Annotated in this window: 15 protein-coding genes and 4 tRNA genes; 10 read left to right on the forward strand and 9 right to left on the reverse strand. The window is 63.7% G+C overall.

The window, feature by feature from the left end; translation table 11 throughout:
- The first annotated feature begins 29 nt into the window (after nt 1-29).
- The gene (atpD, locus tag N4G42_RS02120) at nt 30-1,436 is read left to right on the forward strand and encodes a F0F1 ATP synthase subunit beta (RefSeq protein WP_056058846.1); all 1,407 of its coding nucleotides are present in this window, start codon (nt 30-32) and stop codon (nt 1,434-1,436) included.
- A gap of 75 nt (nt 1,437-1,511) precedes the next feature.
- Nucleotides 1,512-1,928: a F0F1 ATP synthase subunit epsilon gene (locus N4G42_RS02125; protein ID WP_015012216.1), complete on the forward strand. Its 417-nt coding sequence runs from the start codon at nt 1,512-1,514 to the stop codon at nt 1,926-1,928.
- Between the two features lie 293 nt (nt 1,929-2,221).
- On the opposite strand, the gene N4G42_RS02130 is transcribed toward N4G42_RS02125, so the two are convergent.
- The 5 genes from N4G42_RS02130 to N4G42_RS02150 form a co-directional block, all read right to left on the reverse strand.
- Nucleotides 2,222-2,518, reverse strand: coding sequence for a hypothetical protein (locus tag N4G42_RS02130; RefSeq protein ID WP_056062211.1), 297 nt, complete (start codon nt 2,516-2,518; stop codon nt 2,222-2,224).
- Nucleotides 2,519-2,607: 89 nt separating this feature from the next.
- Complete coding sequence (locus N4G42_RS02135) at nt 2,608-2,895, reverse strand: hypothetical protein (protein WP_056746105.1); 288 nt, start codon at nt 2,893-2,895, stop codon at nt 2,608-2,610.
- Between the two features lie 544 nt (nt 2,896-3,439).
- Nucleotides 3,440-3,982, reverse strand: coding sequence for a TPM domain-containing protein (locus tag N4G42_RS02140; RefSeq protein ID WP_260665991.1), 543 nt, complete (start codon nt 3,980-3,982; stop codon nt 3,440-3,442).
- The gene (locus tag N4G42_RS02145; protein WP_260665992.1) at nt 3,982-4,914 is read right to left on the reverse strand and encodes a TPM domain-containing protein; all 933 of its coding nucleotides are present in this window, start codon (nt 4,912-4,914) and stop codon (nt 3,982-3,984) included. Before N4G42_RS02145 ends, N4G42_RS02140 begins: the two co-directional genes overlap by 1 nt.
- Before the next feature lie 33 nt (nt 4,915-4,947).
- Nucleotides 4,948-5,559, reverse strand: a complete 612-nt coding sequence (locus tag N4G42_RS02150; RefSeq protein ID WP_056744158.1) for a LemA family protein — start codon at nt 5,557-5,559, stop codon at nt 4,948-4,950.
- Between the two features lie 214 nt (nt 5,560-5,773).
- On the opposite strand from N4G42_RS02150, the gene N4G42_RS02155 reads away from it, so the two are divergent.
- From N4G42_RS02155 to N4G42_RS02165, 3 genes are all read left to right on the forward strand, one after another.
- The gene (locus N4G42_RS02155) at nt 5,774-6,226 is read left to right on the forward strand and encodes a YybH family protein (protein WP_056059073.1); all 453 of its coding nucleotides are present in this window, start codon (nt 5,774-5,776) and stop codon (nt 6,224-6,226) included.
- A gap of 67 nt (nt 6,227-6,293) precedes the next feature.
- The gene (locus N4G42_RS02160) at nt 6,294-7,307 is read left to right on the forward strand and encodes a YheT family hydrolase (protein ID WP_146869805.1); all 1,014 of its coding nucleotides are present in this window, start codon (nt 6,294-6,296) and stop codon (nt 7,305-7,307) included.
- On the forward strand, nt 7,300-7,848 hold the full coding sequence (locus tag N4G42_RS02165; protein ID WP_260665993.1) for a DUF2946 family protein: 549 nt from the start codon (nt 7,300-7,302) through the stop codon (nt 7,846-7,848). The genes N4G42_RS02160 and N4G42_RS02165 overlap by 8 nt, the downstream gene beginning before the upstream one ends.
- 152 nt (nt 7,849-8,000) lie before the next feature.
- Here the strand turns inward: N4G42_RS02165 and N4G42_RS02170 are convergent, their stop codons facing one another.
- The 4 genes from N4G42_RS02170 to N4G42_RS02185 form a co-directional block, all read right to left on the reverse strand.
- Nucleotides 8,001-8,861 (reverse strand): c-type cytochrome, encoded by an 861-nt coding sequence (locus N4G42_RS02170; protein ID WP_099731472.1) that lies wholly within the window; start codon nt 8,859-8,861, stop codon nt 8,001-8,003.
- Between the two features lie 155 nt (nt 8,862-9,016).
- On the reverse strand, nt 9,017-10,450 hold the full coding sequence (locus tag N4G42_RS02175) for an efflux transporter outer membrane subunit (protein ID WP_260665994.1): 1,434 nt from the start codon (nt 10,448-10,450) through the stop codon (nt 9,017-9,019).
- Complete coding sequence (locus N4G42_RS02180; protein ID WP_056059085.1) at nt 10,443-13,598, reverse strand: efflux RND transporter permease subunit; 3,156 nt, start codon at nt 13,596-13,598, stop codon at nt 10,443-10,445. Before N4G42_RS02180 ends, N4G42_RS02175 begins: the two co-directional genes overlap by 8 nt.
- Nucleotides 13,599-13,611: 13 nt before the next feature.
- Nucleotides 13,612-14,907 (reverse strand): efflux RND transporter periplasmic adaptor subunit, encoded by a 1,296-nt coding sequence (locus N4G42_RS02185; protein ID WP_260665995.1) that lies wholly within the window; start codon nt 14,905-14,907, stop codon nt 13,612-13,614.
- A gap of 186 nt (nt 14,908-15,093) precedes the next feature.
- Between N4G42_RS02185 and N4G42_RS02190 the strand changes: the two genes are divergently transcribed.
- From N4G42_RS02190 to N4G42_RS02210, 5 genes are all read left to right on the forward strand, one after another.
- Nucleotides 15,094-15,750 carry a TetR family transcriptional regulator gene (locus N4G42_RS02190; protein ID WP_260665996.1) on the forward strand — a complete coding sequence of 219 codons (657 nt, stop codon included), beginning with the start codon at nt 15,094-15,096 and terminating at the stop codon, nt 15,748-15,750.
- Nucleotides 15,751-15,819: 69 nt separating this feature from the next.
- Nucleotides 15,820-15,895, forward strand: a tRNA-Arg gene (locus N4G42_RS02195).
- A gap of 102 nt (nt 15,896-15,997) precedes the next feature.
- A tRNA-Tyr gene (locus N4G42_RS02200) sits at nt 15,998-16,083 on the forward strand.
- 74 nt (nt 16,084-16,157) lie between these two features.
- Nucleotides 16,158-16,231, forward strand: a tRNA-Gly gene (locus tag N4G42_RS02205).
- Nucleotides 16,232-16,291: 60 nt separating this feature from the next.
- Nucleotides 16,292-16,366 (forward strand) — tRNA-Thr (locus N4G42_RS02210).
- Nucleotides 16,367-16,464: the final 98 nt, after the last annotated feature.

Consider the following 16,464-nt stretch of genomic DNA (forward strand, 5'->3'; position numbering starts at 1 on the left):
CTCAACAAACTACTTTATTGGAGCGAAAAATGGCTCAAGTGCAAGGCAAAATTGTTCAATGTATCGGCGCTGTGGTGGACGTGGAGTTCCCCCGCGACCAGATGCCCAAGATTTATGACGCCCTGAAGCTCGAAGGCTCGTCGCTGACGCTGGAAGTGCAACAGCAGCTGGGCGACGGTGTGGTGCGTACCATTGCCCTGGGTTCGTCCGACGGCCTGCGTCGCGGCATCATGGTGTCCAACACCGGCAACCCCATCACCGTGCCTGTGGGCAAGGCGACGCTGGGCCGCATCATGGACGTGCTGGGCACGCCCATCGACGAACGCGGTCCGGTCAGCCAGGACCTGACGGCCTCCATCCACCGCAAGGCCCCTGCGTACGACGAACTGTCGCCATCGCAAGAGCTGCTGGAAACCGGCATCAAGGTGATCGACCTGGTGTGCCCGTTCGCCAAGGGCGGCAAGGTGGGTCTGTTCGGCGGCGCCGGCGTGGGCAAGACCGTGAACATGATGGAACTCATCAACAACATCGCCAAGGCCCACAGTGGTCTGTCGGTGTTCGCTGGTGTGGGCGAGCGTACCCGTGAAGGGAACGACTTCTATCACGAAATGGCCGATTCCGGCGTGGTGAACCTCGAGAAGCTCGAAGACTCGAAGGTCGCCATGGTGTACGGCCAGATGAATGAGCCCCCAGGCAACCGTCTGCGCGTGGCCCTGACCGGCCTGACCATCGCGGAATCCTTCCGTGACGAAGGCCGTGACGTGCTGTTCTTCGTGGACAACATCTACCGCTACACGCTGGCCGGTACCGAAGTGTCCGCTCTGCTGGGCCGTATGCCTTCCGCCGTGGGCTACCAGCCTACGCTGGCCGAAGAAATGGGCCGTCTGCAAGAGCGTATTACGTCCACCAAGGTCGGTTCGATCACTTCCATCCAGGCCGTGTATGTGCCAGCGGATGACTTGACCGACCCATCGCCTGCCACGACGTTTGCTCACTTGGACTCCACCGTGGTGTTGTCGCGTGACATCGCTTCGCTGGGTATCTACCCCGCCGTGGATCCTCTGGACTCCACCAGCCGCCAGCTCGACCCGAACGTGGTGGGCGAAGACCACTACACCACGGCCCGCGCCGTGCAAGGTACGCTGCAACGCTACAAGGAACTGCGCGACATCATCGCCATCCTGGGCATGGACGAACTGGCTCCTGAAGACAAGCTGGCCGTGGCCCGCGCTCGTAAGATCCAGCGTTTCCTGTCGCAGCCTTTCCACGTGGCCGAAGTGTTCACGGGTTCGCCAGGCAAGTACGTTCCCCTGTCGGAAACCATCCGCGGTTTCAAGATGATCGTGAACGGCGAATGCGATCACCTGCCAGAGCAAGCGTTCTACATGGTGGGCACCATTGACGAAGCCTTCGAAAAGGCCAAGAAGGTGGCCTGATGAGCCGTCGGCCGGGCAGCCCATGGCAGCGCGGCCTTCAGCAATCAAGCAACCCACCTTTTCCTAGGAGCAATGATGAACACCATCCACGTTGATGTGGTCAGTGCCGAAGAGTCCATCTTCTCCGGTGAAGCGCGTTTTGTCGCTCTGCCCGGCGAAGCTGGCGAACTGGGCATCTACCCCCGCCACACCCCGCTGATCACCCGCATCAAGCCGGGCTCGGTGCGCATCGAAATGGCTGACGGTGGCGAAGAGTTCGTTTTCGTGGCCGGTGGCATTCTGGAAGTGCAACCCAACTGCGTGACCGTGCTGTCCGACACCGCCATCCGTGGCAAGGACCTGGACGACGAGAAGGCCAACGCAGCCAAGTCTGCAGCCGAAGAAGCGCTCAAGAACGCCAAGAGCGACATCGATCTGGCCAAGGCCCAGTCCGAGCTGGCTGTTATGGCAGCCCAGATTGCGGCACTGCGCAAGTTCCGCCAGAAGAAGTGAGCTTTAGCGAGCACTCCTGTGCGGCAAAAAACCCGGCAATGCCGGGTTTTTTTATTTCTGCGCCGTGTGGATGGCCTCCAGCATTGGCGTTGCCATGATGCATACACTCCACCTCAGCCGTGGATTGCCATGAGTTCCGTTTGATGTGGATGGTCGGTGACTTTTAGCGCTGCTCCGAAACGAAACGGCTGCCCGCCAGACTAAAAAAGGCCGGGGCCCCTCACAGGGCCCCGGCCTTTTGCATTGGCACTTTTCACAAAACCCTCATGCGGTCCGCATGGGGCCTCTGGCAATTACATCGCGTTGCCGATTTCGCCAGAAGAGATCTGGCCCGTGCGCAGGGCTTCAGCAGCCTGGGCACGCACGGCAGCACGGTCAGCCGTGGACTTGTAGGTCACCACACGCGAACCAGCGGGTTCGATGGAGCGGGTCTGGGCCACGGTAGCAGCTTCGGCAGCCACTTCAGCACGGGTGCGGTTGGTTTCGAACTTGGTGGCGAACTGCGAAGCATCGGCCTCATCAGCGTGGGCACCAAAAGCGGCAAAAGCGGCGACAGCAGCAACGGACAGGAAACGGACAGACTTGTTCATGGTGAAACTCCGGAAAATTCTAAAAAGAGGACTTGGGTACTGAGAGATACGGCACAACCAGGGCGGCAGATTCAGCCGCCCCTGGTGAATCAGCCGCGCTCACCCGAAGAAATCTGGCCGGTACGCACTGCTTCAGCAGCCTGGGCACGTACGGCAGCACGGTCAGCCGTGGACTTGTAGGTCACCACACGCGAACCAGCGGGTTCGATCGAGCGGGTCTGGGCCACGGTAGCGGCTTCGGCGGCCACTTCAGCGCGGGTGCGGTTGGTTTCAAACTTGGTGGCGAACTGCGAAGCATCGGCTTCGTCAGCCTGGGCACCAAAAGAAGCGAAAGCGGCGACAGCGGCGATAGAGAGGAAACGTGCGGTGTTGTTCATGATGGAAATCCTTGAAGTTAAAGAAGCGGCTCAAAAAACCGGAACAAAGCGCCAAAAACAAAGAAAGCTGCCTGAGACCGGGTTCGGTGAGTCGCCTTGCGGGTTCGGCTCATCGATGGGATGAACTGTACGCCGGTGGGGTGCAGAGAAAAACCACCGGGTCGCGAACTAACTGTTCCAGTATTGGAAACAATGAAGATGGGATGAGGGCCAGTCCGTGGGCTTGGGGCAATGGTTCGGCCGGAGATAGGTACCTGCTGATGGATAACCCGGGTACATATTCAGGACGGTGGCAGCGTGCAGAGCTGTAGAGCTGCAGGCGTGTGAGGGGGCTCCTGCGCAGAGTCAGCGGGTTAGCTCAGCGATGTGGCCTGCAGGGGCTCGATGTGGGGTATTTAATTCGATGCCCATGGAAAGCAGTTTGCGGCTGAACTGAATGTACCGTCAGGCTGAGCCGCAGCCCGCCCATACACACAATGGCTGCCCTCTGGGCGCTCTGATGCGTGTCGCGTTGTAGATGCTCGGGATGGCCGCCAGCCGGTATTCAGCGCAGGAGCGGCGCGTCGGGTAGCTCGTTGACGGAGGGCGAATCAGTGGCGCGCGGAAAGTGCTCCACCAGCAGGGCGCCTACCGCGCCCACAGCCTGCGCCAGGCCTTCTTCGTAGTGGCCTTGCTGAAACTGGGCCGACATCTTCGTCGCCATATCCTGCCATGCGGTGGGTGGGACATGCCGTGCCAGGCCCCGGTCGGCAACGATCTCAAACGCATGTTCCGGCATCAGCAGGTAGATCAACACGCCGTTGTTGTGTTCGGTGTCCCACACACGGTGTTTGCTGAACAGCATCAGCGCGCGTTCGCGTGCATTGGCGTGACGGCGCAGGTAGCTCCAGGGGAGCCCCGCTTCCGCCACGATGCGAATCTGCCCGGTGTGCTGCCGCTCGCTGGCAGCGACCTGCGCGCCGAGGCGCTGCAGCGCTTGCAACGGGATGGCCGATCGGCCGAAGGCGTCGTGCCAGCGATGGTGGACGAGCCTCCAGATGGAACGCCATAGCGTGTGCGTTGGTTGCTCGCTGTTGTCAACACTCATCACCAGTCCCCCGATGCACCGCCGCCACCAAAATCGCCTCCGCCGCCCGAACTGAAGCCGCCGCTGTCGCTGCTGCTGCTGCTGCTGCTGCTGAATCCGCCCGAGCTGCCGCTGCTCCAGCCCCCGGAGCCTCCGCCGCCATGCCCCAGGCTGATGGGGCCGCTGCTGCCGCCAAAAAGCCAGGTGTAGAGCAGCGCAATCACGCCCGCGCCCACCGACAGCAGCAGGCTGGAGGTGAACACAAACGCCAGGGCGCCTACGCCACCTCCTACCGCCAGTCCGCCCAGCGCAGCCCCCAGGAGGCTGCGCGCCAGCGGGCCGGCCACCATGACGCCAAAGAACAGGAAGATGGCGAAGTCCGTCCAGTCGAACAGGCCGTGACTGCTGCCTCCGGCGGCAGGAGAGGGTGTCTCGGTCGGGGCGGGCAGCGCTTCGCCCGCGATGCGCGCGCCGATCTGCGTGATCGCTGCACCGAGGCCTCCCGCGAAGTCGCCTTGCTGAAAGCGGGGCTTCATCGCGCCGTCGATGATGCGTGCTGCAGCGATGTCGGGGATGGCGCCTTCCAGAGACTTGGCAACCTCGATGCGCATCTTGCGGTCGTTCTTGGCCACCAGCACCAGCACACCATCACCCACGTCGCGGCGCCCGATCTTCCACTGGTTGCCGACGCGGTTGGCATAGGCGGCGATGTCTTCTGGTGCGGTGGTGGGCACCATCAGCACGACGACCTGCGAGCCGCGGGCTTTTTCGAGGGCGACCAGCTGGCCCTCCAGCGCCTGGGTGTCTGCGGCGCTGAGCGTGCCGGTCTGATCAATGACGTGGCCGGTCAGCGGGGGCACAGCCAGCGGCTGCGATTGGGCCCAGCCAAAGATAGGCCATGCAGCTATAAAAAATATAGCTATCAGGGCATATCGAATAGGCGCTAGCAGCATATTCAGCTCACGTCAGGCCCTGCAAGGGGTTGTTCAGGGCTTGGCCTTGGATGCGGAGAAGTCCACCGTGGGCGGCACGGAAATTTGGGCCTCGTTGGCCACGGTAAAGCTGGGCTTGGGGGCGTAGCTGAAGGCCATGGCCGTGAGGTTGGTGGGGAAGCTGCGGGCCAGCACGTTGTACTCCTGCACGGTCTGGATGTAGCGGTTGCGGGCCACGGTGATGCGGTTTTCGGTGCCTTCCAGCGTCACCCGCAGGTCGCGAAAGCCCTGGTTGGCCTGCAAGGTGGGGTAGCGCTCGGACACGACCATCAGGCGCGACAGGGCGCTGGACAACTCTCCCTGGGCCTGCTGGAACTTGCTGAAAGCCTCGGGGTTGTTCAGCGTCTCGGGCGTGACCTGGATGGCCGTGGCCTTGGCGCGGGCCTCGACCACCTTGGTCAGCGTCTCCTGTTCAAAGTTGGCCTCGCCCTTCACGGTGGCGACGATGTTGGGCACCAGGTCGGCACGGCGCTGGTACTGGTTGAGCACTTCGCTCCAGGCGGCCTTCGATTGCTCGTCCAGGCGCTGGAAGTCGTTGTAGCCGCAGCCGCTCAGCGTGAGCGTGGCGGCGAGCAAGGTGAGGAGGGCAAGAAGACGTTGGATCATCATGATGGTGGAGTCCGCCGATGGAGAAATGGGATGACTGTGCCAGAAACCGGAGGGCGCCAGTCCGCAAACTGGTCGGAGACCAGCGATGGTGGGCCCCCGCCCGAGCGCGTACAAAATCGGTAGGCAGCAAGGCATTGCACCGCCGCCGCACAATAGCAGGCTGGCGTTGCACCTGTCACGCCGTTCCGACCCACTTACCACCAGAATTAACATGCCCCGCGCCCGATCAAAAGCAGCCACCCTGGGTGGCTCTTCGGATGAAACCGAAACCGCGTTTTATGAGGCGCTGCAGCGCGGTGACATCGAGCTGCTGATGTCGTGCTGGGCGGACGATGACGAGATTGTCTGTGTGCACCCGGGCGGACCGCGACTGCTGGGGCCCGCCGCCATCCGTGCGGCGTTCGAGGCCATGTTTTCCCATGGCACGGTGCGTGCCCGGCCGGCGCAGGTGCACCGCGTGGTGGCGCTGTCGAGTGCCGTGCACAGCGTGGTCGAGCAGGTCGAGGTGATGCTGCCTGACGGCCTGCACCAGGCCGTGGTCATGGCCACCAACGTGTACCACAAGACCCCCGAAGGCTGGCGCATGGTGGCCCACCACGCCAGCCCGGGCGTGGCGCCCGACGCCCAGGTGGATGTGCTGGCGCAGCGCCCCGTTCTGCATTGAGAGGGCCCTGCGTGAGGATTTTGGGTCCAATTGGCTGTATGCGCCGACAACATATGCCTTGATAGCTATGAAATACATAGCGCCTCGCTGGCTCCCCGGTGGCCAGTTGCAAACGATCTGGCCCGCGCTGTACGCACGCCGGGTGTTCGGCCCGCGTCCCGAGTACCGCCGTGAGCGCTGGGACACCCCCGATGGCGATTTTGTCGATGTGGACTTTCTCCAGGACGGTGTGGTGGCTGACGCTCCCAGGCCGCTGCTGGTGGTGTTCCACGGGCTGGAGGGCTCATCACGCAGCCATTACTGCGAAGCCTTTGCCGACCTGGCCCGCGAGCGCGGCTGGGCCTGCGCGCTGCCGCACTTTCGCGGCTGCAGCGGGGAGATCAACCGTGCCCCGCGCGCCTACCACTCGGGCGACCATGCGGAGATCGGCTGGATGTTGCAGCAGCTGCGTGTGCACCACCAGGGGCCGCTGATGGCGGTAGGAGTGTCACTGGGCGGCAATGCCCTGCTGCGCTGGGCCGCCGAAGTGGGCACTGACGCTGCGCGCAGCGCGGATGCGGTGGCGGCCGTGTGCTCGCCGATCGATCTGGCAGCGGGCGGGCATGCCATTGGGCGCGGCTTCAACCGGCTGGTTTACACGCGCATGTTCATGCGCACCCTGGTGCCCAAGGCGCTGCAGAAGCTGGCCCAGCACCCGGGGCTGTTTGACCGGCAGGCGCTGCTGGCCGCGCGGGACCTGTACGCGTTCGACAACGTGTTCACCGCGCCCGTCCACGGATTCCGTAATACCGAGGACTACTGGCTGCGCGCGTCGGCCAAGCCGCTGCTGCACCGTATCCGCATTCCGGCGCTGGTGGTGAACGCGCGCAATGACCCCTTTGTGCCCGCTGGCAGTCTGCCGGGCGTGCGCGAGGTGGGACGCCATGTGACGCTCTGGCAGCCGCCGCATGGCGGGCATGTGGGGTTCCCGCGCGGCTTGCCACCGGGGCATGTGCGCGCCATGCCCGACGCCGTGGGAGGGTGGCTGGCCGAGCACAGTGGGGCGCTGGCGCTGCACGGCGCACAATCCGCCCATGGATGACATCGTCAAACAGGCACTGGCCAAATGGCCCAACGTGCCCGACTGCTACGGCTGGCTGGGCCTGGATGCGCGCGGCCACTGGTATCTGCGCGACGACGCGGTGCAGGCAGCGGGTACGTTTCCGCACAGCAAAGGGTCATTGCTGCAGCACGACAAGCTCATCGCGTTCATAGCCCGCAACTACGAGCATGACGACCAGGGTCAGTGGTTCTTTCAAAACGGCCCCCAGCGCGTGTATGTCGAACTGGAGGCCACGCCCTGGGTCTGGCGTCTGCAGCCGCAAGACCTGCGCGCCATCAGCCATACGGGCCGGGAGGCGTCGGTCCGCCACTGCCTGCTGGACGAGCAAGGCCGTGTGTACCTGGAGACAGACCTGGGCCTGGGGCTGGTGCACACGCTGGATGTGGCACTGGCTGCAGAGGCAGTGACTGACGGACGCTGGACGCTGCAGGACGTACAGGCGCAGGACCTTCCGGCACGCTACGGGTATGTCTGCAGTCCGCGCGCCCGGTCGCAAGCCGGGGCGTCGCGGCCAACCTGAAGCTCCGCCCCACCGCCTTCAACCCGGAGTTGCAGGCACTCAGAGCGGCTCACCACGGCACTGGATAACCTGCAAGACGAAAAAAAAGCCGGTCGCAAGGACCGGCTTTCTGGGTGGGGTTCTACCCCGCCCGTGCAGGGTGAGGCGCTGCCCTACTTGGCTGCGGCTGCCATGAACTCCACCGCGGCGCGCAGATCGGCGTCAGAGGCTTGGGAGCCGCCACGCGGAGGCATGGCGCCCTTGCCCTTTGCGACACTGGTGTACAGCGCGTCGATGCCTGCGGGCAGGCGAGCGGCCCAGGCGGCCTTGTCACCAAACTTGGGAGCACCGGCCACACCGGCAGCGTGGCACACCTGGCAAGCCTGCTTGTACAGAGCCTCGCCAGCGCCTGCTGCGGCGGCTGCAGGTGCGGCAGCTACCGCTACAGCGGGCGCAGCAGCTGCAGGGGCTGCTGCGGGTGCTGGTGCAGGAGCGGCGGCTGGCGCTGCGTCTGCCTGAGCGGCTGGGGCAGCGGCTGCGGGAGCAGCAGGTTCGGCAAACTTGGCCCCACCCGCATTGGCCATGTAGGCCACAGCGCGCGCAATTTCGGTGTCGTTGAAGTCGCCGCCACCTTGGGGTGCCATGGCGCCCTTGCCCTTCAGGGCCGACTGCACCAGGGCTTCAAACCCGGTGCCAATGCGCGCAGCCCAGGCAGCGGCATCACCAAACTTGGGGGCTCCCGCAGCGCCGGAAGCATGGCAGGCCGAGCACTGGGCCTTGAACACTTCTTCGCCGCTCTTGAGGGGGCGGTTGGCGTCGCGCACTTCGACCATGCCGATCTTCTGGATGCGTTCGGCGATGGCCTTTTCGGGGTTGACGGCACCGGCAGCGGGCTTGTCCGCCGACGTCACATACAGGACCAAGCCAATGATGGCAAAGATCGGAATCACAAACGAGAAAAGTACCGCGACCAGCAACTGCTTGGGGTTCTTGATCGGGCCGGTATGGGCTTCTTCGTGGTGGTTGTCGCTCATGTCGTCCTCAGGTGTATCGGGGGCTTCGGTGTAATCAACCTTAAATTATATCTGCGGGGATGGTTATTCCCATCCCCGCTGGATGCAGACAACCACGGGTTTGCCCCAGAGCGAGCGCAGCGCCCCAGGGGCTGCGCTCGCTCCCGCGCAGGGCGTCAGGAGGGGAGCTGGGCGCTGGTGTCGGGCGCTCCACCCCCCAGTGCCTTGTACAGCGACACCTGGTTTTGCAGTTGCGCCAGCCGCACCTGCACCACCGCCTGCTGGGCCGTGAACAGCGAGCGTTGTGCGTCCAGCAGGTCCAGATAGCTGGCCACGCCGTTGCGGTAGCGCAGGTCGGCCAGCTGCAGGCGCGCGGCCTCTGCCTGGGCCTGCTGTTGCTGGGCCTGGGCCTGTTCGCCCAGCGTGGCTTGCCCCGCCAGCGCATCCGAGACCTCGCGGAACGCGGTCTGGATGGCCTTTTCGTACTGCGCCACGGCAATCTCCCGGCCGACCCGGGCGCTGTCCAGATTCGCCTGGTTGCGGCCCGCGTCAAAAATGGGCAGCAGCAGGGATGGCGCGATGGTGAAGCCCCAGGAGCCGTTCTTGAACAGGCCGGACAGCTCGCCGCTGGCTGTGCCTGCCTGCGCCGTCAGGGAGATGCGCGGGAAAAACGCGGCCCGCGCAGCGCCGATGTTGGCGTTGGCGCCAATCAGTTGCTGCTCCGCCTGGCGGATGTCCGGCCGGCGGGTGAGCAGCTCCGACGGCACGCCGGCAGGCAACGGTGCCATCGCAGGCGCGTCGGCCAGCTTGCCACCGGCCAGACTGGCGCGCACGTCCTGCGGCAGTGCCTGACCGAGGAGCAGGACCAGTGCGTTTTCGTCGAGCGCGCGCTGGCGCTGCTGTTGCGCCAGCGTGGCGCGGGCCGCCTGGGTGAGCGACTCGGCCTGGCGGAAGTCGAGCTCGGATGCCACACCCGCGTCCAGGCGCATCCGGGTCAAGCGCACCGACTCCTCGCGCGATGCAAGGGTCTGGCGCGACAGGTCCAGCAGCTCCTCGTCGGCCAGCAGTGTCAGCCAGCCATTGGCCACTGCCGCCACCAGGCTCACCTGTGCGGCGTTGCGGCCTTCTTCCGTGGCAAGGTACTGGGCGAGTGCCTGCTCCTTGAGGCTCGCAATGCGGCCAAAGAAGTCGATTTCCCATGCGGATACGGCCAGACCCACGCTGAACGAGTTGGTCAGGTTGCCCGTGCCCGTGGCAGGGGCCCGGCTGGCATTGGCGGCCAGTCCCACGCCCGGGTACAGGTCGGCCCGGCGTACCTGGTAGGTGGCCCGAGCTTGCTCGATGTTGAGCATGGCCACACGCAGGTCGCGGTTGTTGGCCAGCGCAATGTCGATGAGCTGTTGCAGGCGTGGCTCGGCAAAGTAGTTCTGCCAGGGCACGGTGGCTCCCGACTGCGCAGCTGCGCTGTCGGTCGTTGCCGCCCCGCCGGCGTAGGTGGCGGGGACGGGGGGCTGCGGGCGCTCATAGGTGGGGATGAACGAGCAGCCAGCCAGCAGCGCAGCCGCCGTGGCTGCTGCCAACGCCATGGGGGTACTTCGGTTCTTATTCATGGGTTCCAACTCCTGCTTCTTCTGCATGGCGGCGGTTCATTTCCTGCTGGCGCGCGCTGCCTTTGAACAGGCTGCGCACCACCACAAAGAACACGGGCACAAAGAACACGGCCAGTGCGGTGCCAGTGACCATGCCGCCCAGCACGCCGGTGCCGATGGCCCGCTGGCTGGCAGAGCCCGCACCCGACGCGACGACCAGCGGCAGCACGCCCAGGCCGAACGCCATCGAGGTCATCACGATGGGGCGGAACCGCAAATGCGCGGCGGCCAGCGCCGACTCGATCACGCCCTTGCCCTGGGCCTGCAGGTCCTTGGCGAACTCGATGATCAGGATGGCGTTTTTCGCTGACAGGCCAATGATGGTGATCAGGCCCACTTGGAAGTACACGTCATTGGCATAGCCGCGCAGCAAGGTGGCCAGCAGCACGCCCAGCACGCCCAGGGGCACCACCAGGATCACGGCCAGCGGGATCGACCAGCTCTCGTACAGCGCAGCCAGGCACAGGAACACCGCCAGGATGGCAAAGCTGTACAGGATGAGCGACTGCGAGCCTGCCAGCTTTTCTTCGCGTGACTGGCCGGTCCATTCAAAACCGAAGCCTTGGGGCAGTTGGCCAGCGAGCTTCTCCATCTCGGCCATCGCAGCTCCCGTGCTGTAGCCCGGTGCGGGCGAGCCGGAGATTCGCATGGCGGGGTAGCCGTTGTAGCGCACGGTTTGCTGCGCGCCGGTCACCCAGCGCGTTGTCGCGAACGCCGACAGCGGTACCGGTTTGCCCTGGCTGTTGGTGGCATTGATCTGCAGCAGATCGTCAGGCTGCATGCGTGCGGGCGCATCGGCTTGCACCACCACCCGCTGCAGGCGGCCCTGGTTGGGGAAGTCGTTCACATAACTGGAGCCCAGCGCTGTGGAGAGCGCAGAGTTGATGGCGTCGAAGGGCACGCCCAGCGCGTTGGCCTTGTCACGGTCAATGTCGATTTGCAGCTGGGGCGCATCTTCCAGACCATCGGGGCGCAACTGCGTCAACACCTTACTCTGCGAGGCCATGCCCAGCAGTTGGTTGCGGGCTTTCACCAGGGCTTCGTGCCCTGCGCCGCCCCGGTCTTGCAGGCGGAATGTGAAGCCGCTGGCGTTGCCCAGCTCGGGAATGGGAGGCGGGCTCAGCGGAAAGATGAACGCATCGCGAATACCCATCAGCGCACCGAAGGCCCGGTTGGCCACGTCTTGTGCCGACTGGCCGGGGCCATGGCGTTCACTCCAGTCCTTGAGGGTCACAAACGCAAGGGCCGCGTTCTGGCCCTGGCCGGAGAAGCTGAAGCCCAGCACGCCCACCATGCTTTGCACCTCGGGCTGCTTGAGGATGAAGCCTTCGACCTGCTCCATCACGGCCAGCGTACGCTCCTGCGTGGCGCCCGGTGGCAATTGCACGTTGACGATGATATTGCCCTGGTCTTCGCTGGGCAGGAACGAGGTCGGCAGGCGCATGTAGACCACGGTCACTGCACCGATGATGGCTGCGTAGATCACCAGGTAACGCGCGGCGCGCCGCAGCATGCGGGCCACAAAGCCTTCATAGCCTTTGGCAGTGCGCGAAAAGCCGCGATTGAACCAGCCAAAGAAGCCAGTCTTCTCGTGGTGATGCCCCGCCTCGACCGGCTTGAGCAGGGTGGCGCACAGTGCCGGTGTGAGCGACAGGGCCATGAAGGCTGAGAAGCCAATGGATGCCACCATCACCGCCGAGAACTGGCGGTAAATGTTGCCCGTGGAGCCTGCAAAAAATGCCAGTGGCACGAACACCGAGATCAGCACCACCGTCACGCCAATGATGGCGCCCGAGATCTGGCGCATGGCCTTGCGCGTGGCTTCCAGCGGCGACAGGCCTTCTTCGCTCATGATGCGCTCAACGTTCTCCACCACCACGATGGCGTCGTCCACCACGATGCCGATCACCAGCACCATGCCAAACATGGTCAGCACGTTGATCGAGAACCCCAGCGCCAGCAGCGTGGCAAACGTACCCAGCAGCGCGATCGGCACCACGATCGTCGGGATGATGGTGTAGCGCCAGTTCTGCAGAAACAGGAACATCACCAGGAACACCAACACCACGGCCTCGACCAGTGTTTCTGCGACCTGCTTGATGGAGATGTCTACAAAGCGCGAGCTGTCGTAAGGAATGCTCCAGCTCATGCCTTCGGGGAAGTAGCGTGACAGCTCATCCATCTTCGCGCGCACGTCCTTGGCGGCCTCCAGTGCGTTACCGCTGGGCGACAGCTGAACGCCGATGCCCACGGCGGGCTTTCCGTTCAGGCGCGCGGCGGTGGCGTAGGCCTGGCCGCCCAGTTCCACACGCGCCACATCCTTGATGCGCACGGTGGAGCCATCGGTGTTGGCACGCAGCACGACGTTACCGAACTGTTCAACGCTGGACAGTTGCCCATTGACCACCACGGTGGCGGCAATGCCTTGGCCCGCGACATTGGGCAGGTCGCCAATGGTGCCGCTGGCCACCTGGGCGTTCTGGGCGCGGATGGCGGCGGTGATCTCTGCTGCCGACAGGTTGTAGCTCACCATCTTGGCCGGGTCGATCCAGATGCGCATGGCGCGCTCCGTGCCAAACAGCTGGGCCTGGCCAATACCCTTAAGGCGTTGCAGTTCTGGCACCACGTTGCGCGACGCATAGTCACCCAAGGCCACGGTGTCGGTGGCCGGGTTGCTGGACGACAGCATGGTGAACAGCAGGAAGTTGGAGCGCGACTTGTCCACGCGCACCCCCTGTTGTGTCACGGCAGAAGGCAGGCGCGGCGTGGCCCGTGAAAGCCGGTTTTGCACGTCCACCTGCGCCAGGTCGGCATTGGTGCCGGGCTGGAAACTCAGCGTGATGCTGCCGGAACCATCGGCCTGCGCGACCGATTCCATGTAGATCAGCCCGGGGGAGCCGTTCATCTCGCGTTCGATCACCGACAGCACGCTGTCTTCGAGGGTTTGCGCCGATGCGCCGGGGTAGGCCGCGTTGATGACGATGGACGGTGGTGCCACCGGCGGGTACTGTGCAATGGGTAGCTGCGTGATGGCTACGCCGCCCATCACCATGATGAACAGCGCAATCACCCACGCAAAGATGGGGCGGTCAATGAAAAATTTGGCCATGCTGGATTGCCCCTTATGGCTTGGATGCGGCCGAAGCGGGCGCTGTCGGCGCCTCTGCGGAGGCTGGCGCTGAGGCAGTCGCTGCTGCCGGCGCAGGCGTGCCTGGTGCTTGCCATGGAACGGGCTTTACCGGGGTTCCGGGAGGCAGCATCTGCAGCTTCTGGAAGCCGTCCACCATCACTTTTTCACCCGCCTTCAGACCGTCCAGCACCACCCAGCGGTTGTTCTGTGCGGCACTGATCTTGACGGTGCGCTGCGACACCTTGCCGTCCTCGCCAACCACGCTGACCGTGTCGCCCTGCTGGGTGCGCGTGACAGCCTGCTGGGGCAGGGTGATGGCGTTGCTGGCCTGTGCCTGTTCAATCCGCACACGCAGATACAGTCCGGGCAGCAGCTCGCCCTTGGGATTGGGCACCTCTGCGCGCAGGGTGACCTGGCCGGTGGTGGAGTCCACCGACAAGTCCGTGAACAGCAGCTTGCCAGCTTGTGCGTATTCAGATCCGTCGCTGAGCACCAGCTTGACGCTGGCTGCCTGGCTGCCGCCAGCGCGCTTGAACTGCCCACTTTCCATAGCGCGCCGCAGTTGGAAGACGTCACCGGCCGATTGGGTGAAGTTCACGTACACCGGGTCAATCTGCTGCACCACAGCCAATGCGGTCGCTTCGCCTTGGCCGACCAAGGCGCCTTCGGTGACCAGTGCGCGGCCAATGCGGCCGGAGATGGGGGAGGTCACGCTGGCATAGCTGAGGTTGATGTCGGCGGTGCGCACAGCAGCCTTGGCGGCCGCCACGTCGGCCTGGGCTTGTTTCTCGGCCGCCTCTGCGTTTACAAAGTCCTGCTTGCTGATGGCATTGGCTGCAACCAGGGGGCGATAGCGCTCAGCTTGTGCGCTGGCCTGTGCCAGATTGGCCTGGGCCTTGGCGAGGCTGGCGCGCGCGCTCTCTGCCGCTGCGGCGTAGGGAGCGGGATCAATGCGGAACAGCACTTGCCCGGCCTTGACGTCGCTACCTTCCTTGAACACGCGCTGCTGAAGGATGCCGGCGGCCCGTGCGCGCACTTGGGCCACCCGAGACGCCTCCACGCGGCCAGGCAGTTCTGTGATCAGCCCCACGTCGCCGGGCGTGGCGGTAACGACTCCCACTTCGACCGGGGGCGGCTTGGGACCGCCTGCCCCGGCGGCCTGTCCATCGGCCTTGCCACAGGCGGACACAAGCAGTACCGCTGCGCTGATGGCAGCCAGCGAAAGCACTCGTCGGGTGGTGGTGGCACGCAAGTAAGGGGTGCCGGATGCGTCACGCAGTTGAGGCATGAGAGTCCTTTGGTGGGCGTCAAAAAAAGGGATCTGGAAAAAAGTGGGAGGTCTAGAGCGCTTCGCTCAATGCCCCGACAGTTTGATCAGAAATTATACATACAGACATGAATGTATAATTGTTGACTGCTGCAGATGCCCCTAGGCAGTCGTAGGGGTTTTGGAGACTCAACAGGATGTTTGACTATGGCGCGCCGGACAAAAGAAGATGCAATCGCAACCCGCAACGGGTTGATCGATGCGGCTGAGTTGGTGTTTCGGGAAAAAGGGGTGTCCCGCGCATCGCTGAGTGATATTGCCCAGGCTGCGGGAGCCACGCGTGGTGCGATTTACTGGCACTTCAAGGACAAGGTGGACCTGTTTAGCGCCATGATGGACCGTGTCACGCTGCCGCTGGAGCAGGGTTTTGCCAGTTTTGAAGGCAGCACTTGCGCTGATCCTGTGCAACGCCTTCGGGCGGTGATGGCGCTGGTGCTGCGCAGTGTGGCCTCGGACGAGCACACCCGACGGGTTTTCGAGATTGCGTTGTACAAGGTGGAATACGTGAACGAGCTGATGGGGCTGCGCGAGCGCCATGTTGCGGCCTCCGAAGGGTTTACGCAGCAGCTGGCGCGCGACTTTGCGCTGGCTGCTGAGTCGCAGGGGGTGGTGCTGTCGATGTCGGCGATGGACGCGGCCATCAGCCTGCATGCCCTTTTTGATGGGCTGATCCGCAACTGGATTCTGAATGATGGTGGCTTTGATCTCATTGGCGTAGGTGGCGCCAGCACCGACGCATTTTTGCGTGGTGTGGGGTTGTCGCTGGTCGGTACGAAAGTGCCTGCTGCATCCTGTGGTGGCTGAGCGCCAGGGCTTTGTTTGTTTGGATGCTTGCCGCGTGCAATAATCAAAGGCTGCGTCAATCAGAGGTATGCGGCTGTAGCTCAGTGGATAGAGTATTGGCCTCCGAAGCCAAGGGTCGTGGGTTCGATCCCCGCCAGCCGCACCAACGGTACATGCAGCAGCGAGCGCTTTCAGCGTTAGTGAAGAGCGTCAAATGCGTTTAATTTCTAAATGCGTAAAAATTTGGTGCTATAATTCGAAATTCTCCGGAGGGGTGCCCGAGTGGCTAAAGGGGGCAGACTGTAAATCTGTTGGCTTACGCCTACACTGGTTCGAATCCAGTCCCCTCCACCAGTGAGTGAGCAGTGTTGAAAGTGATGCTGAACTTTGTGAGTGCAAAGTTGGGTTCGCAAAGGCCGGTGGTCTGCGCGGGAGTAGTTCAATGGTAGAACCCTAGCCTTCCAAGCTAATGACGCGGGTTCGATTCCCGTCTCCCGCTCCATTGTTTGTTGTGCTGGTTTGTTGAGTAGAGATTTTTGGTGTTGTGTGAGCGGCGCCAATCGCCCATGTGGCTCAGTGGTAGAGCACTCCCTTGGTAAGGGAGAGGTCGCGGGTCCGATTCCCGCCATGGGCACCATTTTCTGGTGCGTCCGGTTCTGGTTGCGCCGAGATCCTGTTGTGTTGATTTAGATTTTTTTCGGAGTCGGAAAAATGGCAAAAGGAAAATTCGAGCGG

The sequence above is a fragment of the Acidovorax sp. K2F genome (assembly GCF_025246485.1).
Taxonomy (GTDB): Bacteria; Pseudomonadota; Gammaproteobacteria; order Burkholderiales; family Burkholderiaceae_C; genus Acidovorax; species Acidovorax delafieldii.

Coding starts and splice junctions, on each gene's coding strand:
- N4G42_RS02160 (WP_146869805.1), top strand. CDS start 6,294: ATGAAATACATAGCGCCTCGCTGGCTCCCCGGTGGCCAGTTGCAAACG.
- N4G42_RS02145 (WP_260665992.1), bottom strand. CDS start 4,914: ATGCTGCTAGCGCCTATTCGATATGCCCTGATAGCTATATTTTTTATA.
- N4G42_RS02180 (WP_056059085.1), bottom strand. CDS start 13,598: ATGGCCAAATTTTTCATTGACCGCCCCATCTTTGCGTGGGTGATTGCG.
- N4G42_RS02185 (WP_260665995.1), bottom strand. CDS start 14,907: ATGCCTCAACTGCGTGACGCATCCGGCACCCCTTACTTGCGTGCCACC.
- atpD (WP_056058846.1), top strand. CDS start 30: ATGGCTCAAGTGCAAGGCAAAATTGTTCAATGTATCGGCGCTGTGGTG.
- N4G42_RS02175 (WP_260665994.1), bottom strand. CDS start 10,450: ATGAATAAGAACCGAAGTACCCCCATGGCGTTGGCAGCAGCCACGGCG.
- N4G42_RS02130 (WP_056062211.1), bottom strand. CDS start 2,518: ATGAACAAGTCTGTCCGTTTCCTGTCCGTTGCTGCTGTCGCCGCTTTT.
- N4G42_RS02165 (WP_260665993.1), top strand. CDS start 7,300: ATGGATGACATCGTCAAACAGGCACTGGCCAAATGGCCCAACGTGCCC.
- N4G42_RS02140 (WP_260665991.1), bottom strand. CDS start 3,982: ATGAGTGTTGACAACAGCGAGCAACCAACGCACACGCTATGGCGTTCC.
- N4G42_RS02125 (WP_015012216.1), top strand. CDS start 1,512: ATGAACACCATCCACGTTGATGTGGTCAGTGCCGAAGAGTCCATCTTC.
- N4G42_RS02155 (WP_056059073.1), top strand. CDS start 5,774: ATGCCCCGCGCCCGATCAAAAGCAGCCACCCTGGGTGGCTCTTCGGAT.
- N4G42_RS02135 (WP_056746105.1), bottom strand. CDS start 2,895: ATGAACAACACCGCACGTTTCCTCTCTATCGCCGCTGTCGCCGCTTTC.
- N4G42_RS02150 (WP_056744158.1), bottom strand. CDS start 5,559: ATGATCCAACGTCTTCTTGCCCTCCTCACCTTGCTCGCCGCCACGCTC.
- N4G42_RS02170 (WP_099731472.1), bottom strand. CDS start 8,861: ATGAGCGACAACCACCACGAAGAAGCCCATACCGGCCCGATCAAGAAC.
- N4G42_RS02190 (WP_260665996.1), top strand. CDS start 15,094: ATGGCGCGCCGGACAAAAGAAGATGCAATCGCAACCCGCAACGGGTTG.